This window comes from Paenibacillus sp. OK076 (genome assembly GCF_900110055.1).
Taxonomy (GTDB): Bacteria; Bacillota; Bacilli; order Paenibacillales; family Paenibacillaceae; genus Paenibacillus.
Genome location: NZ_FOCH01000001.1, coordinates 3,661,209 through 3,680,978, shown reverse-complemented (window position 1 = coordinate 3,680,978; position 19,770 = coordinate 3,661,209). Strand labels below are relative to the sequence as shown.

Here is a 19,770-nt window from a genome sequence, read left to right as displayed (position 1 = left end):
TTCCGATATACGAATTATGCTAGAATGAAAGCGGAGGAGAGTGAGAACCATGCAAAAGAGTTGGAAAAGAATGCTCCGCTTTGGGATGTCAGGCATGCTTGCCATTGCGTTGCTTGCAGGACAGACGGGATTGGCTGCGGCTCAAGCCGTTAATACGATTCATTTTACAGGTTACTTCGATAAACAGTTACGTGCTCAGTTGGCCGTTACAGCGGATTCTTTTCCAGTTGTGAACGTACGTCTGGTCAAGCAGGATGAACCCGATACAGTATATTATGATGTAGGTACATCCATACTGATCTCCAAGGATGAGGTGCTAACCAACTATCATGTCATTCAGGATTATGCTGAACTGTCTGATGGGGATGAAGGCACACTTACTGTAGCAAGCCCAGGTCATCTGGACAAGCCGGTTAAAGCGAAAATCGTTAAAACAGATCCGGTGACAGATATGGCATTGCTGAAGCTGGACAAAGAAATCGACGCACAACCGGTGACGTTTGCAAATGCGAAAGATAATCAAATCGTCTATACCATCGGTTTTCCTAAAAATTCCGCCGGGGAACTTGTGCTGTTGGACGAACAATTCCCTTCAACTTTCAATACAATCGCCAAAAGCCGAGTATTTAATTCACAGGATTCGGACGTTCCAGGCAAGAAGGGCATTGGCAGTATCGTAAAATCAGTGGCACAAGGCAATTCAGGTGGCCCTGTTCTGGATCAGAACAATCGGGTTATTGGCATGATGACCTTTGTATACGGAGGACGTACTTATTATATTACTTCCAAAACGTTGCAATCCTTCATTAAAGAAAGTGAATCCCCTGGAAAAAAACAGGTCGTTGTTGCAGGTAAAGTATCCAGCTAACCTTATTCACATTGCATTGGTTACATACGGTTGAAATTGAACGGCTCACCTTAACGCTCCTGTCGCATACAGGCAGTGAGAGGGTGAGCTTTTTTGGACTGAATTTATAGCTAAATGCAGCTTAAAAGGTCTTTACAACCCCTGCGTTAACAAAATCGATGGATTATCCTTGTGATTTCCGGCCTTGATGGGTATCATTAGTGTGAGGTGACATGACAAACATGGAAAGATTACAAAAAATTATCGCACAGGCAGGCATTGCATCCCGCCGCAAGAGCGAGGAACTGATCCTGTCCGGCAAAGTAGAAGTTAACGGGGAGGTCGTAACCGAACTGGGTACGAAAGCGAACCCCGAAGAGGATATGATTACGGTTAATGGTAAACCGATCCGCAGTGAAAAGAAAGTGTACATGATGTTGAACAAACCGAAGGGTGTTATCACAAGTGCTTCAGACCCGGAAGGTCGGAAAATTGTATCCGACTATCTTAAAGGTGTCAAAGAACGTGTGTATCCCGTTGGTCGTCTGGATTATGACACAGAAGGCTTGCTCATTCTGACCAATGATGGTGAATTTGCTCATTTGCTCACGCATCCGAAGCATCACGTACCGAAGACGTATCTGGCAACGGTTAAAGGGGTTCCCCATGGTACTGCCCTGGAGAAATTAAAGACAGGCATTATGCTGGATGACGGCATGACCGCTCCTGCAGAGGTTGAATACAAGGATGTCGATACGGCAGGCAATGAAGCTGTAATCTCCATCACGATTTACGAAGGACGTAACCGTCAGGTTAGACGTATGTTCGAAGCGATTAACCATCCGGTAACACGTCTGAAACGGATTTCGTTTGGTGGCATTTTGCTTCAAAACCTGAAACGGGGACTCACACGCAATCTAACCAAAGAAGAAGTCAACAACCTGATTACGCTCGCAAAATCAGAACCCGCCAAAAAAATGAAAAAAAGGTAATGTGAGGACACATAATTTTCATAAAAGCGCCGCAGTTTTGTGACGGAATTCGCTATAATTGTTCATAGGATGTTCACAGTTGTCCAAGACCGTTATATGCGAATGCTAGTCACTCAAGCTTTTTGCATAAATCCCCGGAGCGACTTTCAATCCGCATGAGTTAGATCGAAATGGTTTTAATCGTCTAATTCTTGTACCCGGGAGCGTTTAGAATCAAATTATGCAAAATGCTGAATTAAAAGGGGAGCAGCACATGGGGAAATCAAGAAGAGCGGTGCAAATCGTCATTTTGTTATTGATCCTGGTGTTGGGCGGATATGCGATTACTACATCGGTATCCGGCTCGAATGGCAAGCCAAAAGAAGGGGACAAGGCTCCTTCTTTTGAACTGCTGGGCCTGGATGGACAAGTTCATACGTCTGAGGAATACAAAGGCAAAGCCATGGTAATCAACTTCTGGGGAACTTGGTGTGAGCCTTGTGTCAAAGAGATGCCTGCGCTACAAGCTCAAGCGGACAAATGGAAGGACCAGGGTGTGCAATTTGTTGGTATCAATGTTGGGGAAGACCAGATGACCGTGGAAAATTTTGTTCGACAGGTGGGCGTTACGTTTCCGATTATGCTCGACCGTGACAAAAACTCGATCCGGGATTTCGGTATATCTCCGATGCCAACGACATTTTTTGTCTCCGACACGGGTAAAATCTCCACCATTCATATCGGTCAACTTGATTTGGACACACTTGACGCTCAAATTTCACAATTGGCGAAACAGCCCTGACAGGAGGTCTAGTCGTGTTCCAAAATACGAAATGTGAGTGCGGACACCAAAATCCGGTGGGCACTGTACTGTGTGAAGCATGCGGCAAGCCGCTGCTGGAGGCCGAGGTCAAATCGGATGAAGTATTGGAAATGCGTTATGATGGCATGGCCCGTCGTTCGCAGCGTACGAATCCCAAAATCATTGACCGCATATGGAACTTTTTTTCATCGGTCAAAATTGCTGTTTACATGATTGTGTTTACGCTTGTAGGTTCCATGCTGGGCACGATCTATCCACAAGAAAGTACATTTCTGAATATTGATCCATCCGTATATTATAAGGACACATACGGTCAATTGGGTCATATCTATTATCTGCTGGGTCTATCCCATACATATGAATCCTGGTGGTTTATTTTGCTACTGGTGCTGATCGGTGCCTCACTGGTCATATGCAGTCTTGACCGGGTACTTCCACTGTACAAAGCGCTGAATAAACAGAAAATACGCAAACACATGCAGTTTCTTACACGCCAGCGACTGGTGTACCAAGGCTCCATAGATGAGGCATCAGAAGACTGGATTAAGAAAGCGGTTACGCCGCTTAAAAAGAAAGGTTACCGTGTGCATACCGAGGGTAGTGCATTGCTGGCTGAGAAGCAGCGATTCAGTCGCTGGGGACCTTATGTTATCCATATCGGCTTGATTATCTTTCTGCTCGCAGTACTTGCCCGAGGACTTCCCGGGCTCAATCTGGATGAGCATGTTGCTTTTCCCGAAGGTGAGATCAAGAAAATACCGAATACCTCCATGTATTTGAAAAATGAACAGTTTAATGTTGAGTTTTACAGTGAAGATGAGGTTCCAGAACAGTTCCGTAATTTGAACAAAACCGTTCCAAAACTGTTTGAAACCAAAGTGGTGTTGTACGAATGTACGGCAGATTGTTCTGATCCTTCGAAAAAACCTCAATTGACCGAGGTGGACCGACATGATGTTCGAGTGAATCATCCACTGAATTACAAGGGATTGAAAGCATATCAGTTTGATTATGATCTGACACCAACGATTCGTTCGGTAACGCCTGATTTGGTCAATGCTCAGACAGGTGAGAAATACGGAGCAATCCAAATTGCTATGGTAGATACACAGCGAACGTTCGAAGCTGGACCTTATAACCTGACTGTAAAAGAAAAATATATGGATTTTGGGCTGGATGAAAATGGAGAACCTAAGTCAAAGTCTCCTTCACCGAATGCGCCCGCCTTTCTATTTAATATCAAGGGACCCAATTTACCTAAAGAGGGAATGCAGTACTTGTATTTTGCGAAGCAGATCGATAAACAGCGTTTTCAACAGGATGCAATTAACGAACAGCTGAATGGAGGAGCCATTCCTTTGCAGCTGGAGGTTGACAGCATGGATAAGGTGGACATTATTCAATCCGTGAGTTACCTCAATATCCGTATTGATAAGGCCATGCCTTTTGTATGGGTTGGGGCAGGAATCGTTATGTTGGGTCTGGTTATGGGCTTTTACTGGCACCACCGACGTATTTGGATTCGGATTGATAATGGACAACTCACCCTAGGCGGCCATACGAACAAAAACTGGTTTGGATTTAGGCGTGAGGTTGCAGCTGTGTTAAAACATATGAATGTGGAAGTGGATGAGAAGTCGTTGGATAACGGGGGGAACCAAACATGAGTTTATTGGATTTCAGCAGCGACGCATTTATCGTATCTTTTTTTCTATATTGTGCCGCATTTATGTTATATGGCGTTGCCGTCATGGGCAAAAAATGGAGTAATCGTGACCCGCAAGCTCATGTAGAACGATGGGGAAAACGAGCCTTTATTGCATCAACTGTTGCACTAGCTGCACATCTTATCTTCTTTGGTACACGCTGGGCTGGAGCAGGGCATATCCCCGTAAGTAATATGTATGAGTTTATGAGTTTTCTATCCATGATGATTATGGTCGCATTTATTGTTGTTTACGCCATATATCGTAAATCGTTGCTAGGACTGTTTGCATTGCCACTAACCATCATTATTATGGCATATGCAGCCGTATTTCCTCAGGAAGTACAGCCGCTGATCCCTGCTTTGCAATCGATATGGCTCAAGATCCACGTGACGTTGGCTGCACTTGGCGAGGCATTCTTCGCCGTAGGCTTTGCGGCAGGATTCATGTACTTGTTACGCACGGTCGATTTCAGTGGCAAGGATAAGTCATCCAGACGCCAGCGGGGATGGGTTGAGTTTACATTAATCACTATCGTCGTTGTGGTTGGGTTTATCGGGTCGGTATTTGCTTTCCGTGCATCCGGATATGAGGCGGTTTTTGTTCAGGAAACCACGAGCATTGACACAGAGGTACAGGGAAATAGTACAATAGAGAAAGTGATTTATCGCATGCCTCCTATTTTTGCACCTTATAATAGCGAAGTGGAGAGCATAAAACCGTTTCTTGGCATGAAGGAACCTTTACTTGAAACACCTTCCTGGATGAACGGAGTTAATGCTGGACGTAAACTGAATACGGTGGTCTGGTCTTTGATTGTAGGGCTGATCTTATATGGACTTATTCGTTTAATTATAAGAAGACCGCTTGGACAAACTCTGCAACCGATGCTGGATGGTATTGATGCCGACGATCTCGATGAGATTAGTTATCGCGCAATTGCTATCGGATTCCCGATATTTACATTGGGAGCATTAATTTTTGCTATGATCTGGGCTCAGATTGCCTGGAGCCGCTTCTGGGGATGGGACCCCAAAGAGGTGTGGGCACTGATAACATGGTTATATTATAGTGTGTACCTGCATTTGCGTTTGTCCAGAGGCTGGCAGGGCCGCAAGTCTGCCTGGCTTGCAGTACTTGGATTTTTGGTCGTTATGTTTACGCTCGTTGGTGTGAATTTGATCATCGCCGGGTTGCATTCTTACGCAGGGGCAGACTAGGATAGGTAGTTTCGTGAAGTTCCCGAGAGAAATCCATGAAACACATACGTAAGCCCCTACGTCCAATGGGGCATTCAAATATTGTTCGCCAGATCGAACATAATAGAAGTGATGAGGAGTTATTGCAAAGGGGCTGGAGTGGAATGGCTGAACATGAGAACCGTATACTCGTCGTGGATGATGAGGAAAGAATCCGACGGCTTTTGAAAATGTATCTCGAAAAAGAAGGTTATGAAATCGATGAAGCAGAGGATGGGGAAACTGCGCTGCGAAAAGCAACTGGTGGTGACTATGGTCTGATTTTGCTTGATGTGATGTTGCCGGGCATGGACGGCGTTGAAGTATGTACCCGTTTGCGTCAGGTGAAATCAACTCCGGTTTTGATGCTTACTGCAAAAGGTGAAGAAATCAACCGCGTTCAGGGCTTTGAAGTTGGAGCAGATGATTATGTCGTTAAACCGTTCAGTCCACGTGAAGTGATTTACCGGGTGAAGGCAATTCTGCGTCGTTCTTCTGCGACAGCATATCTGTCCAAGGAGAGTAATTCAAGCAACAATATCGTATTTCCTCATTTGGTCATCGAACATGATGCTCACCGCGTAACTGCGGGTGGGGAGGAGATCAGTCTAACACCGAAAGAATATGAACTGTTGCATTATCTTGCGACATCTCCAGATAAAGTTTTCTCCAGAGAAGAGCTGCTGAAGGATGTATGGAATTATGAATTCTTTGGTGATCTTCGTACTGTGGATACACATGTGAAGCGTCTTCGCGAGAAGTTAAACAAGGTTTCGCCAGAATCAGCGGCGATGATTACGACGGTGTGGGGTGTGGGTTATAAACTGGAAGTACCGAAGTAGTTTTAGTTTCTGGAGATCGCTGGTCGGGAAGTTATGGATTACGATTATTTGCCTTGTGGGCTGTGTACTCATAGCATTGGGTCTTTTTTTGCTGCCGTATATTGATACGAATTTTGCGGAGTCTGAGTCGAGAGATATCAAACGTTTGTTCACGTATGTTTGTATTATCGGATTCAGCTTAACGACCTTTTTTGCGCTGTTTCTTTTCACGAAAATTACGCAGCCGATGCAGCAGTTAATTCAGGCAGCCAATGCGATTCGGAAAGGTAACTACGGTACGCGTCTCTCCCTTGTAACAAGCGATGAGATTGGAGAATTAGGTAATACATTTAACCATATGGCTGCACAGCTGGAAGATAACATTCGCAACCTTAACCATGAGAAAGAACATCTGGCAAGCGTGCTCCGAAGCATGACCGATGCCGTAGTGACATTCGACGGTGAGGGAAAAGTTATTTTGACAAACCCTCCTGGTGAGAAAATCATGCAGGCTTGGTGTGATTTGGATTGGGCACAGATGGATGAGGGACAGGGTTTGGATAATTCTGTGAATTCTTCACGAGAGGTACCGGAACCACTTGTTCCTTTGTTCAAAATGGTGATGGAGCAAGGTGTCGATCAGAACTCTAACGTGCATGTGCAGCAGGGCGTCTGGTCTGTTCAGATGGCACCTTTGTATGCGGATAGTGTCGTACGAGGCGCGGTAGCTGTGCTTCGTGACGTAACGGAGGAAGTGCGACTGGAGAAGATGCGTCGTGATTTTGTCGCCAACGTATCCCACGAAATACGTACTCCGCTATCCATGATGCAAGGGTACAGTGAAGCTCTTTTGGATGGGATGGCGGCTTCTCCGGAAGAAAGTGAAGAATTAATTCAAGTGATTCATGATGAGTCTTTGCGTATGGGCAGGTTGGTTAAAGATCTGCTTGATCTTGCGCGAATGGAAGCGGGTCATACGGATATGGCCGTGAAGGAAGTGGATCTGATTGAACTATTGGAGCGTGTCTATAGAAAGTTCTCTGTACGTTCCAAAGAACAGGATATCCATCTTCGGTTTGAGTGCAAACAGACTTCGATTGAACTTCACCAGGCTGACGAGGACCGGCTTGAACAGGTATTTACAAATTTGCTGGATAATGCGTTTCGGCATACTCCCTCAGGCAAAAATGTTGTCATATCTGCAGAGCTGTTATCCGATATCCGGACACCTCTAGCTAAAGTGACTGTAAAAGACGAGGGCGTAGGCATTCCGTCTTCTGATCTGCCATTCATCTTTGAACGATTCTACAAAGCAGATAAGGCTCGTGTTCGGGGTGAAAGTGTCGGTACAGGGCTGGGGCTCGCAATTGTAAAAAATATTGTAGATGCACATCACGGTACCATTATCGTTAATAGTGTACTTGGCGAAGGTACAGAGTTTATTTTACAATTTCCTGTGGATTCTTCGAAATAGCCCGAATTCATACAAAAAGTGCGAAAGCACCCTCATGCTGAGGGTGCTTTTTTTGTTGAACAGTACCGTTTAATCTTGTTCAACGTGGAACAAGTATGTTCACTTTTTTTGCATCAAAAAGGTGTCCAAGATAATTTTACCTCTTATGAAACATAAGCTTGAAAAGCGAAGAAGTTAGAGGAGGAGTGGATTAGGCATGTCTGATGAAAGAAAAAGGGTGAATATTAAAGCTTTTTTAGAAGGAAGATCCTTTCGAGCGGGATCACCGTTTATTCCAATTACATCGAGTGAAGTGGAGCAGTTTGAGTCCATTTTGAAAGCACTGGCATTGACTATTCCTGTAGCTGTAAGTCAGCCTACAGCGTCTAATATTCTCGCGTTGCAAAACAGTTTACGGAGTTTGCTCACTTTTGTTAATACCTCTGGTTTTCGAGCTGGGGTGAAAGCGGAGTTACAATCCGTTCTGGAACTAACTATAGCAGGTTCTGAAGTTGTACCTGTAGCCGTCATCAATCTGGCTGGCAACTTGCAAAATTTGCTCGATGATTTGTTAAGTATAACGTTGCTTCTGGAAGTTCCGCCTGCGGAAAAAGATAAACTGGTCGGATTGATTCGCTCCATATCTGTATCCTTGAGTCGTGCTACCAGTTCATTTGGTACATCGGGAACACCCGGTCCTCCAGGCCCCCCGGGAGTTCCAGGAGTTCCAGGAGTTCCAGGTGTTCCCGGAGTCCCAGGTCCGGCTGGCCCAGGGGGGACAGTTGGGCCAGTGGGCCCGGTAGGTCCGGTAGGTCCTCAAGGGCCCCAAGGTGTACCAGGTGCGCAAGGGCTGCCGGGAGTTGGACTGTATGATATATCCGTTTTTGATCCAGCTCAGGCACCTGGCTATGTGCAAGGTCAAGTAGTTTCGTATAACGGCAGTCTTTATGTTGTTAACGTGAATGATCCTACCGGAGTACCGGGAAGTTCTCCAGACTACACGTCGTTTTTGTCAGGAGGAACGACTGGAACAACAGGGGCAGGTTTTACGGGCTCTATTCCATTCGATCAGGCGCTCGCACCAGGTTATCCGGCAGGACAAATTGTAACATTTGGCGGTAGTACCTATATTACTAATGTGGCATCGCCAACGGGAACACCGGGTAGTTCACCGGATTATACTTTGCTAGCAGCGGCCGGAGTTACTGGAGCCACCGGGGTAACAGGTGTGGGACTCGGTGGTTCTGTTCCGTTTGATCCGGCAGTAGCACCAACGTATCCAGCGGGTCAAGTCGTAACGTTTGATGGCAGCACGTATATTGCAAATGTCGCATCGCCAACGGGAACGCCGGGAACATCCCCTGATTACATATTATTGGCTGGTGCTGGGGCAACGGGTGCGACAGGGGCAACCGGCGTCGGTGTAACGGGCGCAACCGGAAATACGGGTGTAACGGGAGCCACCGGTGCAGGCCTGACAGGCGTCGTTCCATTCGACCCAGCAGTAGCACCAACGTATCCAGCGGGTCAAGTCGTAACGTTTGATGGCAGCACGTATATTGCAAATGTCGCATCGCCAACGGGAACGCCGGGAACATCCCCGGATTATACGTTGCTGGCTGGTGCTGGGGCAACGGGTGCGACAGGGGCAACCGGCGTCGGTGTAACGGGAGCAACCGGAAATACGGGTGTAACGGGAGCCACCGGTGCAGGCCTGACAGGCGTCGTTCCATTCGACCCAGCAGTAGCACCAACGTATCCAGCGGGTCAAGTCGTAACGTTTGATGGCAGCACGTATATTACGAATGTCGCATCGCCAACAGGCACCCCAGGAACGTCCCCAGATTACACGTTGCTGGCTGGTGCTGGGGCAACGGGTGCGACAGGGGCAACCGGCGTCGGTGTAACGGGCGCAACCGGAAATACGGGTGTAACGGGAGTCACCGGTGCAGGTTTGACAGGCGTCGTTCCATTCGACCCGGCAGTAGCACCAACATATCCAGCGGGTCAAGTCGTAACGTTTGATGGCAGTACGTATATTGCAAATGTAGCATCGCCAACGGGAACGCCGGGAACATCCCCGGATTATACGTTGCTGGCTGGAGTAGGAGCTACGGGAGCGACAGGGTTTACCGGAGTCGGTGTAACGGGAAGTACCGGAGCCACGGGAGATACGGGAGTAACCGGAGCAACAGGGGTCAGTGTAACCGGAAGTACCGGAACAACCGGAGATACGGGTGTAACTGGGGCGACTGGAGATACAGGAGCTACGGGGGTAACTGGAGCTACAGGGGTCAGTGTAACCGGAAGCACCGGAGCCACGGGAGTAACCGGAGCAACCGGAGCAACCGGAGCAACCGGAATAATTGGAGTTACGGGAGAGACAGGAATCACCGGAGCGACGGGATTAACCGGGGCCACTGGGGTTGCGGGCTTAACGGGTGCAACAGGGGTCAGTGTAACCGGAAGTACCGGAACAACCGGAGATACGGGTGTAACCGGAAGTACCGGAACAACCGGAGATACGGGTGTAACCGGAAGTACCGGAACAACCGGAGATACGGGTGTAACTGGAAGCACAGGAACAACAGGCGTTACGGGGGATACTGGATCAACGGGAGTAACAGGTGCTACTGGAGTGAGCGTCACAGGAGCAACTGGGGCAACTGGAGGTACAGGAGCAACTGGTGATACAGGTGTAACCGGAGCCACTGGAGTTACCGGCGATACAGGGGCTGCGGGGGTAACGGGTGCTACCGGTGTTGGTGTAACAGGAGTAACAGGAGTAACAGGAGCAACTGGTGATACAGGTGTAACCGGAACCACTGGAGTTACCGGTGATACAGGGGCTGCGGGAGTAACGGGTGCAACAGGAGCAACCGGAATAACCGGAGCCACAGGAGCCGGTGTAACTGGAACCACAGGAGCGACAGGCGTTACGGGGGATACTGGATCGACGGGAGTAACAGGTGCTACTGGAGTGAGCGTCACAGGAGCAACTGGGGCAACCGGAGGTACCGGAGCGACGGGTGCAACAGGAGCAACAGGTGCAACAGGAGCAACAGGTGCAACAGGAGCAACTGGTGATACAGGTGTAACCGGAGCCACCGGTGACAGTGTAACGGGAAGTACTGGGGCCACGGGAGATACGGGAGTAACCGGAGCCACTGGAGTGAGCGTCACAGGAACAACTGGGGCAACCGGAGGTACAGGAGCGACGGGTGCAACAGGAGCGACGGGTGCAACAGGAGCAACTGGTGATACAGGTGTAACCGGAGCCACTGGAGTTACCGGCGATACAGGGGCTGCGGGGGTAACGGGTGCTACCGGTGTTGGTGTAACAGGTGCAACAGGAGCAACTGGTGATACAGGTGTAACCGGAGCCACTGGAGTTACCGGTGATACAGGGGCTGCGGGGGTAACGGGTGCTACGGGTGTTGGTGTAACAGGAGTAACAGGAGTAACAGGAGTAACAGGAGTAACAGGAGTAACAGGAGCAACTGGTGATACAGGTGTAACCGGAACCACTGGAGTTACGGGAGAGACAGGAATAACCGGAGCCATTGGGGTTACGGGCTTAACGGGTGCAACAGGAGCAACTGGAATAACTGGAGTTACGGGAGAGACAGGAATAACCGGGGCCACTGGGGTTACTGGCTTAACGGGTGCAACAGGAGCAAGCGGAACAACTGGGGTTACCGGAGCCACAGGAGCCGGTGTAACTGGAAGCACAGGAGCGACAGGCGTTACGGGGGATATTGGATCGACGGGTGCAACAGGAGCCACAGGAACCTCTGTAACATCTAATTCAGCTTTTGGTGAAAACACAAATGGAACCATCCTTGTTATTTTGGGTGGAACACTAATACCATTACCAAACAACCAAAATATAGGCACTGGCATAACCATCAATGGAGCGAATGATACTTTCACTCTTGCCAATGCAGGGCGTTACTATATCTCTTACAAAATAAATCTGACAGCCGCACTTGCTATTCAATCCCGTATATTACTTAACGGGGCAGCAATTCCAGCGAGTGTAGTTTCACCATTACTTTCCCTCAGTCAGTTACAGTCTGACTTTATTGTGACGGTAACTGCTGGAGCTACAATACAGTTCCAATTATTTGGTCTTGTTGCTACAGCTGTCCTCTCTCCACCAGGAGCTACAATAAACATTATTCAATTAAGTTAATGCATGAATTACGATCTTAAAAAAGAAGTTTGAGTTTATAGAAAAGAGGCGACCCAATAAGGGTTCGCCTCTTTTTTATCTTATGAGTGAATAGTCCGACAATAATTAATTCAGAACGATTTCAACGGCTGTATTGATTTCCTGAAGAGCAGCGAGTTGCACCAGAACATCTTTTGGAACTTCTTTGTCAACAGTCAGAATCATGATAGCTGCCCCACCAATGATTTTACGTCCGACTTGCATGGAGGCGATGTTAACTTCGTTCTCTCCAAGCAAAGTCCCAACGCGTCCGATAATCCCCGGTTTATCATTATGCGAAATCAGAATCTGGTGACTTTCGGGAGCAATATCTACTGGGAATTTGTCCAGACGCACGATACGTTCACCGTAACCGGCGAGCAGTGTACCCGCAACACGACGCTCCTCGGCATCCTGAGTCGTCACCAGTGTGACGGTAATCAGATTTGTAAATCCTTTCGTCGCCGACGTTTGGCTAACCACTACGTTGAGATCCCGCACTTTAGCCAAATGCATGGAGTTGACAATATTGGCTTCTCCGCCTAAATGTCTTGCCAGAATACCTTTTACAATGTAACGAGTCAAAGGCGAAGTATCCACTTCCGACAGATCTCCAGCGTAGTCGATCCGAATTTCCTGAACTGCATTTTGAGTGATCTGAGCTGCAAAGCTACCCAGTGTTTCACCCAGTTTAAAGTACGGCTGCAGTTTGTTCATTACAGTTGGGGCTACTGCAGGCATGTTAACTGCGTTTTTGAACGGTTCATTGCGCAGGATATGCAGGACTTGCTCGGATACGTCGATCGCTACATTTTCTTGTGCTTCTACTGTGGATGCACCAAGATGAGGCGTTACAATAATGCTAGGATGATTCAGGAACGGGTGATCAGCAGCGGGTGGTTCGCTCTCGAATACGTCAAATGCTGCACCAGCAACGATACCTCCATCAATTGCTTCTACAAGGGCCATTTCGTCAACGACTCCACCACGGGCACAGTTGATAATACGCATACCTTTTTTCATTACTTCGAATTGTGGGCGGGAAATCATATGGCGTGTCTCAGGTGTTAATGGTGTGTGAACGGTCATAAAGTCGGCATTGCGAATGATGTCATCCACACTAGCCAGCTTAACCTGAAGTTTTTCTGCGCGATCTTGAGTGAGGAACGGGTCGTAAGCCAGGATATCCATTCCGAACGCTTTGGCACGTTTAGCTACTTCGCTACCGATTCGTCCCATACCAAGTACACCCAGCGTTTTATTTCTTAACTCTACACCCAGGAAGGTTTTACGATCCCAAGTACCTTGAATGGTTTTGGCATATGCCTGAGGAATATGTCGTGCCAGTGCCATCATCATGGCAAATGTATGCTCACATGTCGTAATCGTATTACCGTCAGGGGCATTAATAACAATGATACCGCGTTGGGTAGCAGCTTCCAAATCAATGTTATCTACACCAACGCCAGCACGTCCGATGACTTTAAGGTTTGTACCTGCTGTCATAATACGATCTGTTACACGAGTCTGACTTCGAACCAGAAGGGCATCATAATTGCCGATAATTGCAACAAGCTCATCTTCGCTAAGACCTGTTTTCTTCTCAACTACAACATCATTTGCATCCACCAGCTGCTGAATTCCCAGATCACTAATCGGGTCCGACACTAACACTTTGTACATGGTTTCTTCCTCCTTAGGTATGTGTATCTATATCGTCAAGGTTTCACCTCACGAAAGAGGCATTCCTTAAAACCATTAAAACTCTTCCTTCCAACAACGCGGTGTCGCAGTAGAGGAGGAGGGTGTAGCGAATAGGGCGATTTCCACGTTTTTACTCTAAAATAAATCAAAAAACTCTCAATCCACATACTGCTTGCGCAATAAGGGACGAGAGTTGTCGTGGTACCACCCTAATTCACCGCCGTTTCGCAACGACAGTCTTAGCGGTCAATGAAGACCGAAGAGGATAACGGGTCTAAACCGATTGCACCTACTCCAATTTCAATGCAATAACTCAGGAGCGCTCAAGATCATTTGCCTGCCACCGATTTACACCATCCATCGGCTCTCTGTAAGACAAAGCAACATCTTTTTTCCATCATCGTGTTTAACGTGACTAATTTTTTCATAATGTATCATGGCTGACATGAGCATGTCAATAGGCTTAAATGTTTTAATTCGATTTACTAATAAGATTTTCTTCAGTGGAGGAGAAGGCGCATAGATGTAAAGAATTGACTTCCTTGATCGTTCAAAATAGCTCGATTACAAGCTGTTTTGTGAATCGGATTTTAACACATTAATGAACTAATTCAATAGATATCGCTTCGCTTAAAAACCGGGACTTGGGGCAGGCCTTGAACCTATTTGGTTTTTTGGCTATCATTTAGTATACTATCCGATTGGACAACGAATTTGTTATCCATCAAATATAAGTCAAGAGGACAGACACAGGCGATGAAAAAATTAAAGTTTCCCAAGTTCAAGATTCAGAAGGCTGAACCACAGCAACTCACCGAGCGTTTGCTTCTGATCAATCTATACTTTACACAAGGGTTAACTTTGATCATTGGGGTTGTATGGATTTTATTGCAGAAGAGAAATCTTTTTGATGTACTTGCGTTGCCAGACAGTTACCAGTTTATATGGTGGGGGCTTGGTCTTGCTGGCATTATGCTTGTTATGGACTTGATTCTTTCTTATGTTATTCCTCAAGAGAGCATGGACGATGGGGGAATTAATGAGATGCTGTTTCGCAAGCGTCCAATCTGGCACATTGTATGCATAGCGGCCATCGTTGCTGTTTGTGAGGAATTGTTATTTCGTGGAGCCATACAACATGCGTTAGGTCCTTACTGGACAAGTATTTTATTTGCGGTCATCCATATACGCTATTTGCGGCACTGGATTCCAACTGGTTGGGTATTTGTTTCGAGCTATGGATTGGGTTGGATTTATATGCAATCCGGCACATTATGGGCGCCTATATTATGTCATTTTATTATTGATTTGGTGTCTGGATTAGCGATACGTTTTCGGAGGGGATCATGAATCAGCAATTAAGTAGAATGAAGACTTACGGCAGTCAGCGCCATCGTCACTCGGATAAAACAGAGACATCTGAGCGTCCTGAAGCTTCTCAGGTAAATTTGGTTGTTGAATCAGCTGCTGCCTCAGAGGTGGGAGGACTCACACCAATTACCTCGGTCTCCATACCAAGATCACAACGCAAGTCTTATGCATCATCGCTGGAAAGTCCGGTACTTCCCCGGCGGGCTCCAGCACGTGCCAATAAAGTACAAAAGCCATCAGATGAAGTCGTTTCCGAAGCGGGTACACTTCCTACGCGGACTGAGCTTCATCCATCTCGCCGTTTACGTCTCAGTAAACGATTTGTTAACTCGCTCATATTTATATTTGTTTTGCTTACAATCAGTCTGGTTTGGTGGGGGATAAAAGGAGCACCTTCATTGGATACTTTCCTTCCATGGCCATGGTAATACTGGCGTGGATCGTTGCCGTTATTTTGGCCGTGTTTGCCTTGCTGGTTCATATGTGGCGTGAGGCGCACCTTCATCACATTGTTTCAGAAGAGGTTGAAGTTCCGAATTTGCCCTCTTCTTTTGATGGCAGCAAAATCCTGTATGTATCTGATATCCATAAACGCATGCTGAAAAAGAATGACCTGGAACATCTTCGGAATCAGGTGGACTGGGTTATCATTGGGGGAGATGTGGCGGAAAAAGGAATTTCATGGCCCATCGTCAGACATAATATGAGCTTGTTATCTTATATCGCACCTGCCTTTACAGTGTATGGAAACCATGATAAAAGAGCAGGAACTGTGCATCTTGAACGTATATTTCGAGATACGGGCGTTCATCTTTTACAGGATTCTACCGCTTATCTTCGTAAAGGAGAAAGTAAATTATGCCTGGTCGGAATTGATTATCGTTCACGGCGAGGGGATTCGCTGCTTGCAGAATTGGACACCAAAGATTGCAAGATTGCCATCGTCCATGATCCCTTAGAGGCTCTTCATTTGAATGCTCCTGTTGATCTGATATTGAGTGGTCACACACATGGAGGACAATTGGTAATTCCAGGCTTCGGCCCTGTCTTTCTTAACAAAGCGTATCGCTCCGTGTCTAGCGGATGGTTCTCTTTGAAAAAGGATGATAATGATACCGAGCAAGCAGGCAAAATGCTGGTAAGCAGAGGATACGGAACAAATCATTTGCCGTTCAGACTTTGTTGTCCCGCAGAAATGCATATGATTACTTTGCGAGTGCTCTCAAACAAACAGCCTTGATCCGCTTAGGACCAAGGCTGTTTGTTATAAATTTGTAAGTTCCTTCATGTCAATTCCAACTCATCAATGATTGATAGTAAGCAGAATGTTGGGCAAATAATCGATGCTCAGCGTGCTTCCAGTTCAATGGAGCGAGGATCGACAAAAGAGTAGCCTTTCTGTTCAAGTTTGGTTAACAACTCATCCAACGCTTCAACCGTCCATGGCAACTCATGCATCAAAATATTACTGCCTGGATTTAATTGATCGAGCACATTCTGGATCACTTTCTCCGGTTTGTTTTTGGTGCTCTTATCCCAATCCAGCGAACCATTGGACCATGTCATGTATAACATGCCGTTCTTCTTGACTGTGGCCTTTAGTGCATCATTTCCAGAACCGAACGGCGGGCGGAAAAACTGAGGTTCCACACCAATCGTTTCTTTCACAATCTTTTGCACATCGTTTACCTGTTTGGCGGCTGCTGTGGTGGACATTTTTTTCAGATCCTCATGATCCCACGCATGATTTCCTACAACTTGACCACGTTCATGAATGATCTTGAGCAACTCGGGATGACTTTTCACGCGGTAGCCGTTAACAAAAAAAATCGCTTTCGCGTCATGGTTATCCAAGGTATCGATTAATCCATTAATCATTTTTTCTTCTTTGGGCCCATCATCAAATGTCAATAATACAACCTTGCTTTCGCTCGTCTTATCGTTGGGTTTGATGTAGTAATTGGCGTTCATGTGATACGTTTTTTCGATATTATCTTCGGTTGCTTGTGATCCTGAAGTAATATCAGTTCCTTCTTTTTCTGTCGGGGATGTTTTGTCATCACTTGGTGATTCTTGATCCGAATTGGAGTCCGTTGAGGACGAGGAATCCGTGGTTGGTGTTTCACCTGTGCCAGCGGAAGTTGGCTCGTTCTGCTGCTCCTGTGTTGAAGTAACCGAATCATTGCTGGAGTTCGTGGATTCAGGTGTTTTTTCCTCCGTTGTACTACAAGCTGACAACAGCATGCATGCGATCATAATTAAGGCGGTGGTGTGTCTAATCATGATTTCAACTCGCTTTCCTGTATTTATGCGGAATGAGATGACGCACTCCCGCAAACACTAGTTGTGATTTTAACATTAAAAGGAGGTTGGTGTAATGAAGGCGTCATCCTTTTTCTGGGGTGTTGTAATTGGCGTAGCAGCCAGCACTTGGCTGTCCAAAGGTAAAATGTCAATGCTGTCTTCCGGTTCATCCCGCAACATGATGAATCAGGCCAAACACAAAATGATGGAGATGACGTTCCCGGGCATGGACGGATTCAGCTCCAAACCAAACGAACAGAGCGGAGATTCCCACAAAAGCACGCATAAAAAAAGTGCTAAGCCGATCACTCCGCAGGAAAAAGAAGAGAACATGAACATGCTCAAAGATTTTATTCGCTCCAATCCGGATGTTAAACATGAAGTTGAGCAAATTTTAACTCAAACAAACACAACAGTACCGGGTTTATAAACACAAACCTCCCATTAGAATCATCCACAGTCCTGTTTTGATGTGGAATGATTCTTTTTTTGTCGATTTTACTTCGTGCATTTGCAGGTATAAAATGATAACATAACTACATAGATTTATTTTCAGCACATATTGTTTTGTGCTTCATAATCTGTTATAAGACTTGCTTATAAAGGGGAGATCCTGTATGAAAATAGAACGATTAAGTCACGATAAGATACGGATTTTCCTGACCTTTGACGATCTGAGCGAGCGCGGAATACAAAAAGAAGATATGTGGCAGGAAATACCTAAAGTTCATGAACTGTTCACTGAAATGATGGACCAGGCCTATTCCGAACTTGGATTTGATGCTACAGGTCCACTTGCTGTCGAAGTATTCGCACTTCCCGCTCAAGGGATGGTTGTCATTGTCACCCGGGGGAAATATGATCCGCAACAATATGGTTCAGGTAATGAGGATGATTTGCCTGAAGAAGTATATGAGATGGAAGTTACACTTGAGCAGAGCGATTCCATCGTCTACGCATTCAAAGATTTTGAAGTGCTAATTGAGGCTGCACATATGTTGCATCAGCACGTAACGGATGCCGGAAGACTTTATTCCTATAAAGACAAGTGGTTTTTGCATTTTGAACCGGATGACTTGGATTCCACCAAACATGCAGCATTGATTGCCTTGCTTGCTGAATTCGGTGAAGGATCTTCCGTTACCCCTGCCGTCATGGAAGAGTACGGAAAGGTTGTTATGCCTGAACAAGCGGTTGAGGTTATCTGCACCCACTTCAAACGTCAGGATTAAGCTCTAGTTGTAATCGCGTCTTAGTTGGAGGAGGGAATTTCGGTGCTTTTGTTTTCGGTTTTAGCGGCAGCAGTAGCTCCGGGTCTCGCCTTGTTAACATACTTTTATCTGAAAGACCGTTATGACTCTGAACCTCTTCACATGGTATTTCGAGTCTTCCTCATGGGGATTCTGATGGTATTGCCTGTGATGATTATTCAACGTGGCATGATGATCTGGCTTGGAGATAATCCTTATGTTGAAGCCATCCTCATTTCGGGTGGGGTTGAAGAGTTCGTCAAATGGTTTGTGATATACCATATCATCTATAACCACACCGAATTTGACGAGCCTTATGATGGGATTCTATACTCTGTAGCTGTTTCACTCGGATTTGCTACGGTTGAGAATGTGTTGTATGCCTTTGCGGGGAATGCTTCCGTCTCAGCCATGTTCATTCGTGCATTGCTTCCTGTATCGGGTCACGCCATGTTTGCAGTAATTATGGGTTATTACATGGGGCGGGCCAAGTTCTCGGATGGCAAGAAAAAACGTTGGTTTCTTATGCTTTCACTCGTCTTGCCGTTCTTCTGGCATGCCCTTTACGATGTCATTATGAATACGATGGTCAATCATTGGTTGTGGTTCATTGCGCCGTTGATGGCCGGATTATGGTACGGAGCGATGGGCAAAATTACAAGGGCCAACAATCGTTCTCCTTTCCGTTTTGTGAAGCGTGAGGAAGAGATTAAATTATAAAAATACGGACACACTGGTGGACATGGAGCGCAACCTGCGCCTAATGCCCCGGTGTGTTTTTTGTTGCAATAAAATAAAAATTCCCGGGGAAAGACAAATAGAAACGGGGATACGCGTGATGAGAATCAAAATTAAAATCAGATGCAAACAATGCGGAGAACGTTTTACACTGCGAGGCAAGAAGGAAAGAGGAAGAATTGAGACCGGTTTTAAACAGTGTTTGTGTGACAATCGGGACCAGTTCGAAATTGAGGAAGATGGCGGCACAAGCTGGGTGCAATTGAATTAAACAGACCGTTTGGGATCATGCGTGATAAGCCCGTCATTGGACAGACTGGAAATCGCATGC

Annotated in this window: 17 protein-coding genes and 1 other annotated feature; of the genes, 15 read left to right on the top strand and 2 right to left on the bottom strand. The window is 46.4% G+C overall.

Going from position 1 to position 19,770, the window contains the following annotated elements; all coding sequences use genetic code 11:
- Positions 1-49: 49 nt before the first annotated feature.
- The 8 genes from BMY78_RS16300 (at position 50) to BMY78_RS16265 (ending at position 12,054) form a co-directional block, all read left to right on the top strand.
- Positions 50-868: a S1 family peptidase gene (locus BMY78_RS16300; RefSeq protein WP_090900675.1), complete on the top strand. Its 819-nt coding sequence runs from the start codon at positions 50-52 to the stop codon at positions 866-868.
- A gap of 221 nt (positions 869-1,089) precedes the next feature.
- Entirely contained in the window at positions 1,090-1,839 is a 750-nt protein-coding gene (locus BMY78_RS16295; RefSeq protein WP_024634051.1) for a pseudouridine synthase, read from the top strand.
- A 253-nt stretch (positions 1,840-2,092) separates the two neighbouring features.
- Positions 2,093-2,620: a redoxin domain-containing protein gene (locus BMY78_RS16290; RefSeq protein ID WP_063568320.1), complete on the top strand. Its 528-nt coding sequence runs from the start codon at positions 2,093-2,095 to the stop codon at positions 2,618-2,620.
- Between the two features lie 14 nt (positions 2,621-2,634).
- Positions 2,635-4,308 (top strand): cytochrome c biogenesis protein ResB, encoded by a 1,674-nt coding sequence (locus tag BMY78_RS16285; protein WP_090900672.1) that lies wholly within the window; start codon positions 2,635-2,637, stop codon positions 4,306-4,308.
- Positions 4,305-5,567 carry a cytochrome c biogenesis protein CcsA gene (ccsA, locus tag BMY78_RS16280; protein WP_090900669.1) on the top strand — a complete coding sequence of 421 codons (1,263 nt, stop codon included), beginning with the start codon at positions 4,305-4,307 and terminating at the stop codon, positions 5,565-5,567. The genes BMY78_RS16285 and ccsA overlap by 4 nt, the downstream gene beginning before the upstream one ends.
- Positions 5,568-5,710: 143 nt before the next feature.
- Positions 5,711-6,427: a response regulator transcription factor gene (locus BMY78_RS16275; protein WP_090900666.1), complete on the top strand. Its 717-nt coding sequence runs from the start codon at positions 5,711-5,713 to the stop codon at positions 6,425-6,427.
- Positions 6,396-7,880 carry an ATP-binding protein gene (locus tag BMY78_RS16270; protein ID WP_305729131.1) on the top strand — a complete coding sequence of 495 codons (1,485 nt, stop codon included), beginning with the start codon at positions 6,396-6,398 and terminating at the stop codon, positions 7,878-7,880. The genes BMY78_RS16275 and BMY78_RS16270 overlap by 32 nt, the downstream gene beginning before the upstream one ends.
- Before the next feature lie 196 nt (positions 7,881-8,076).
- Complete coding sequence (locus tag BMY78_RS16265) at positions 8,077-12,054, top strand: BclA C-terminal domain-containing protein (protein WP_090900663.1); 3,978 nt, start codon at positions 8,077-8,079, stop codon at positions 12,052-12,054.
- Between the two features lie 105 nt (positions 12,055-12,159).
- Here BMY78_RS16265 and serA read toward each other — a convergent pair whose 3' ends face one another.
- A complete protein-coding gene (serA, locus tag BMY78_RS16260; protein ID WP_090900660.1) occupies positions 12,160-13,755 on the bottom strand; it encodes a phosphoglycerate dehydrogenase in 1,596 nt (531 codons plus the stop codon).
- A gap of 200 nt (positions 13,756-13,955) precedes the next feature.
- Positions 13,956-14,186 (bottom strand) — a binding site (T-box leader).
- Positions 14,187-14,532: 346 nt separating this feature from the next.
- Here serA and BMY78_RS16255 point away from each other — a divergent pair.
- Genes BMY78_RS16255 through BMY78_RS16245 form a run of 3 tightly spaced genes read left to right on the top strand, consistent with a single transcriptional unit; the run spans position 14,533 to position 16,387 of the window.
- On the top strand, positions 14,533-15,126 hold the full coding sequence (locus BMY78_RS16255; RefSeq protein ID WP_090900657.1) for a CPBP family intramembrane glutamic endopeptidase: 594 nt from the start codon (positions 14,533-14,535) through the stop codon (positions 15,124-15,126).
- Positions 15,123-15,575, top strand: a complete 453-nt coding sequence (locus tag BMY78_RS16250) for a hypothetical protein (protein WP_090900654.1) — start codon at positions 15,123-15,125, stop codon at positions 15,573-15,575. The genes BMY78_RS16255 and BMY78_RS16250 overlap by 4 nt, the downstream gene beginning before the upstream one ends.
- Complete coding sequence (locus BMY78_RS16245; protein ID WP_090900651.1) at positions 15,563-16,387, top strand: metallophosphoesterase; 825 nt, start codon at positions 15,563-15,565, stop codon at positions 16,385-16,387. The genes BMY78_RS16250 and BMY78_RS16245 overlap by 13 nt, the downstream gene beginning before the upstream one ends.
- Before the next feature lie 107 nt (positions 16,388-16,494).
- Here BMY78_RS16245 and BMY78_RS16240 read toward each other — a convergent pair whose 3' ends face one another.
- Complete coding sequence (locus tag BMY78_RS16240; RefSeq protein WP_090900648.1) at positions 16,495-17,430, bottom strand: polysaccharide deacetylase family protein; 936 nt, start codon at positions 17,428-17,430, stop codon at positions 16,495-16,497.
- Between the two features lie 94 nt (positions 17,431-17,524).
- Here BMY78_RS16240 and BMY78_RS16235 point away from each other — a divergent pair, with 94 nt between their 5' ends.
- The 4 genes from BMY78_RS16235 (at position 17,525) to BMY78_RS32865 (ending at position 19,710) form a co-directional block, all read left to right on the top strand.
- On the top strand, positions 17,525-17,881 hold the full coding sequence (locus BMY78_RS16235; protein ID WP_090900645.1) for a hypothetical protein: 357 nt from the start codon (positions 17,525-17,527) through the stop codon (positions 17,879-17,881).
- A 187-nt stretch (positions 17,882-18,068) separates the two neighbouring features.
- On the top strand, positions 18,069-18,683 hold the full coding sequence (locus BMY78_RS16230; protein ID WP_090900642.1) for a genetic competence negative regulator: 615 nt from the start codon (positions 18,069-18,071) through the stop codon (positions 18,681-18,683).
- Positions 18,684-18,725: 42 nt separating this feature from the next.
- Positions 18,726-19,421 carry a glutamic-type intramembrane protease PrsW gene (prsW, locus tag BMY78_RS16225; protein ID WP_076288920.1) on the top strand — a complete coding sequence of 232 codons (696 nt, stop codon included), beginning with the start codon at positions 18,726-18,728 and terminating at the stop codon, positions 19,419-19,421.
- Positions 19,422-19,539: 118 nt separating this feature from the next.
- Positions 19,540-19,710 (top strand): hypothetical protein, encoded by a 171-nt coding sequence (locus tag BMY78_RS32865; protein ID WP_167434663.1) that lies wholly within the window; start codon positions 19,540-19,542, stop codon positions 19,708-19,710.
- The last annotated feature ends 60 nt before the right edge of the window (positions 19,711-19,770 follow it).

What these genes read in the sequence shown, in the direction of transcription:
- BMY78_RS16275 (WP_090900666.1), top strand. Translation starts at nt 5,711, where the DNA reads ATGGCTGAACATGAGAACCGTATACTCGTCGTGGATGATGAGGAAAGA.
- BMY78_RS16250 (WP_090900654.1), top strand. Translation starts at nt 15,123, where the DNA reads ATGAATCAGCAATTAAGTAGAATGAAGACTTACGGCAGTCAGCGCCAT.
- serA (WP_090900660.1), bottom strand. Translation starts at nt 13,755, where the DNA reads ATGTACAAAGTGTTAGTGTCGGACCCGATTAGTGATCTGGGAATTCAG.
- BMY78_RS32865 (WP_167434663.1), top strand. Translation starts at nt 19,540, where the DNA reads ATGAGAATCAAAATTAAAATCAGATGCAAACAATGCGGAGAACGTTTT.
- BMY78_RS16245 (WP_090900651.1), top strand. Translation starts at nt 15,563, where the DNA reads ATGGCCATGGTAATACTGGCGTGGATCGTTGCCGTTATTTTGGCCGTG.
- BMY78_RS16295 (WP_024634051.1), top strand. Translation starts at nt 1,090, where the DNA reads ATGGAAAGATTACAAAAAATTATCGCACAGGCAGGCATTGCATCCCGC.
- BMY78_RS16290 (WP_063568320.1), top strand. Translation starts at nt 2,093, where the DNA reads ATGGGGAAATCAAGAAGAGCGGTGCAAATCGTCATTTTGTTATTGATC.
- BMY78_RS16235 (WP_090900645.1), top strand. Translation starts at nt 17,525, where the DNA reads ATGAAGGCGTCATCCTTTTTCTGGGGTGTTGTAATTGGCGTAGCAGCC.
- BMY78_RS16300 (WP_090900675.1), top strand. Translation starts at nt 50, where the DNA reads ATGCAAAAGAGTTGGAAAAGAATGCTCCGCTTTGGGATGTCAGGCATG.
- ccsA (WP_090900669.1), top strand. Translation starts at nt 4,305, where the DNA reads ATGAGTTTATTGGATTTCAGCAGCGACGCATTTATCGTATCTTTTTTT.
- BMY78_RS16240 (WP_090900648.1), bottom strand. Translation starts at nt 17,430, where the DNA reads ATGATTAGACACACCACCGCCTTAATTATGATCGCATGCATGCTGTTG.
- BMY78_RS16265 (WP_090900663.1), top strand. Translation starts at nt 8,077, where the DNA reads ATGTCTGATGAAAGAAAAAGGGTGAATATTAAAGCTTTTTTAGAAGGA.
- BMY78_RS16230 (WP_090900642.1), top strand. Translation starts at nt 18,069, where the DNA reads ATGAAAATAGAACGATTAAGTCACGATAAGATACGGATTTTCCTGACC.
- BMY78_RS16255 (WP_090900657.1), top strand. Translation starts at nt 14,533, where the DNA reads ATGAAAAAATTAAAGTTTCCCAAGTTCAAGATTCAGAAGGCTGAACCA.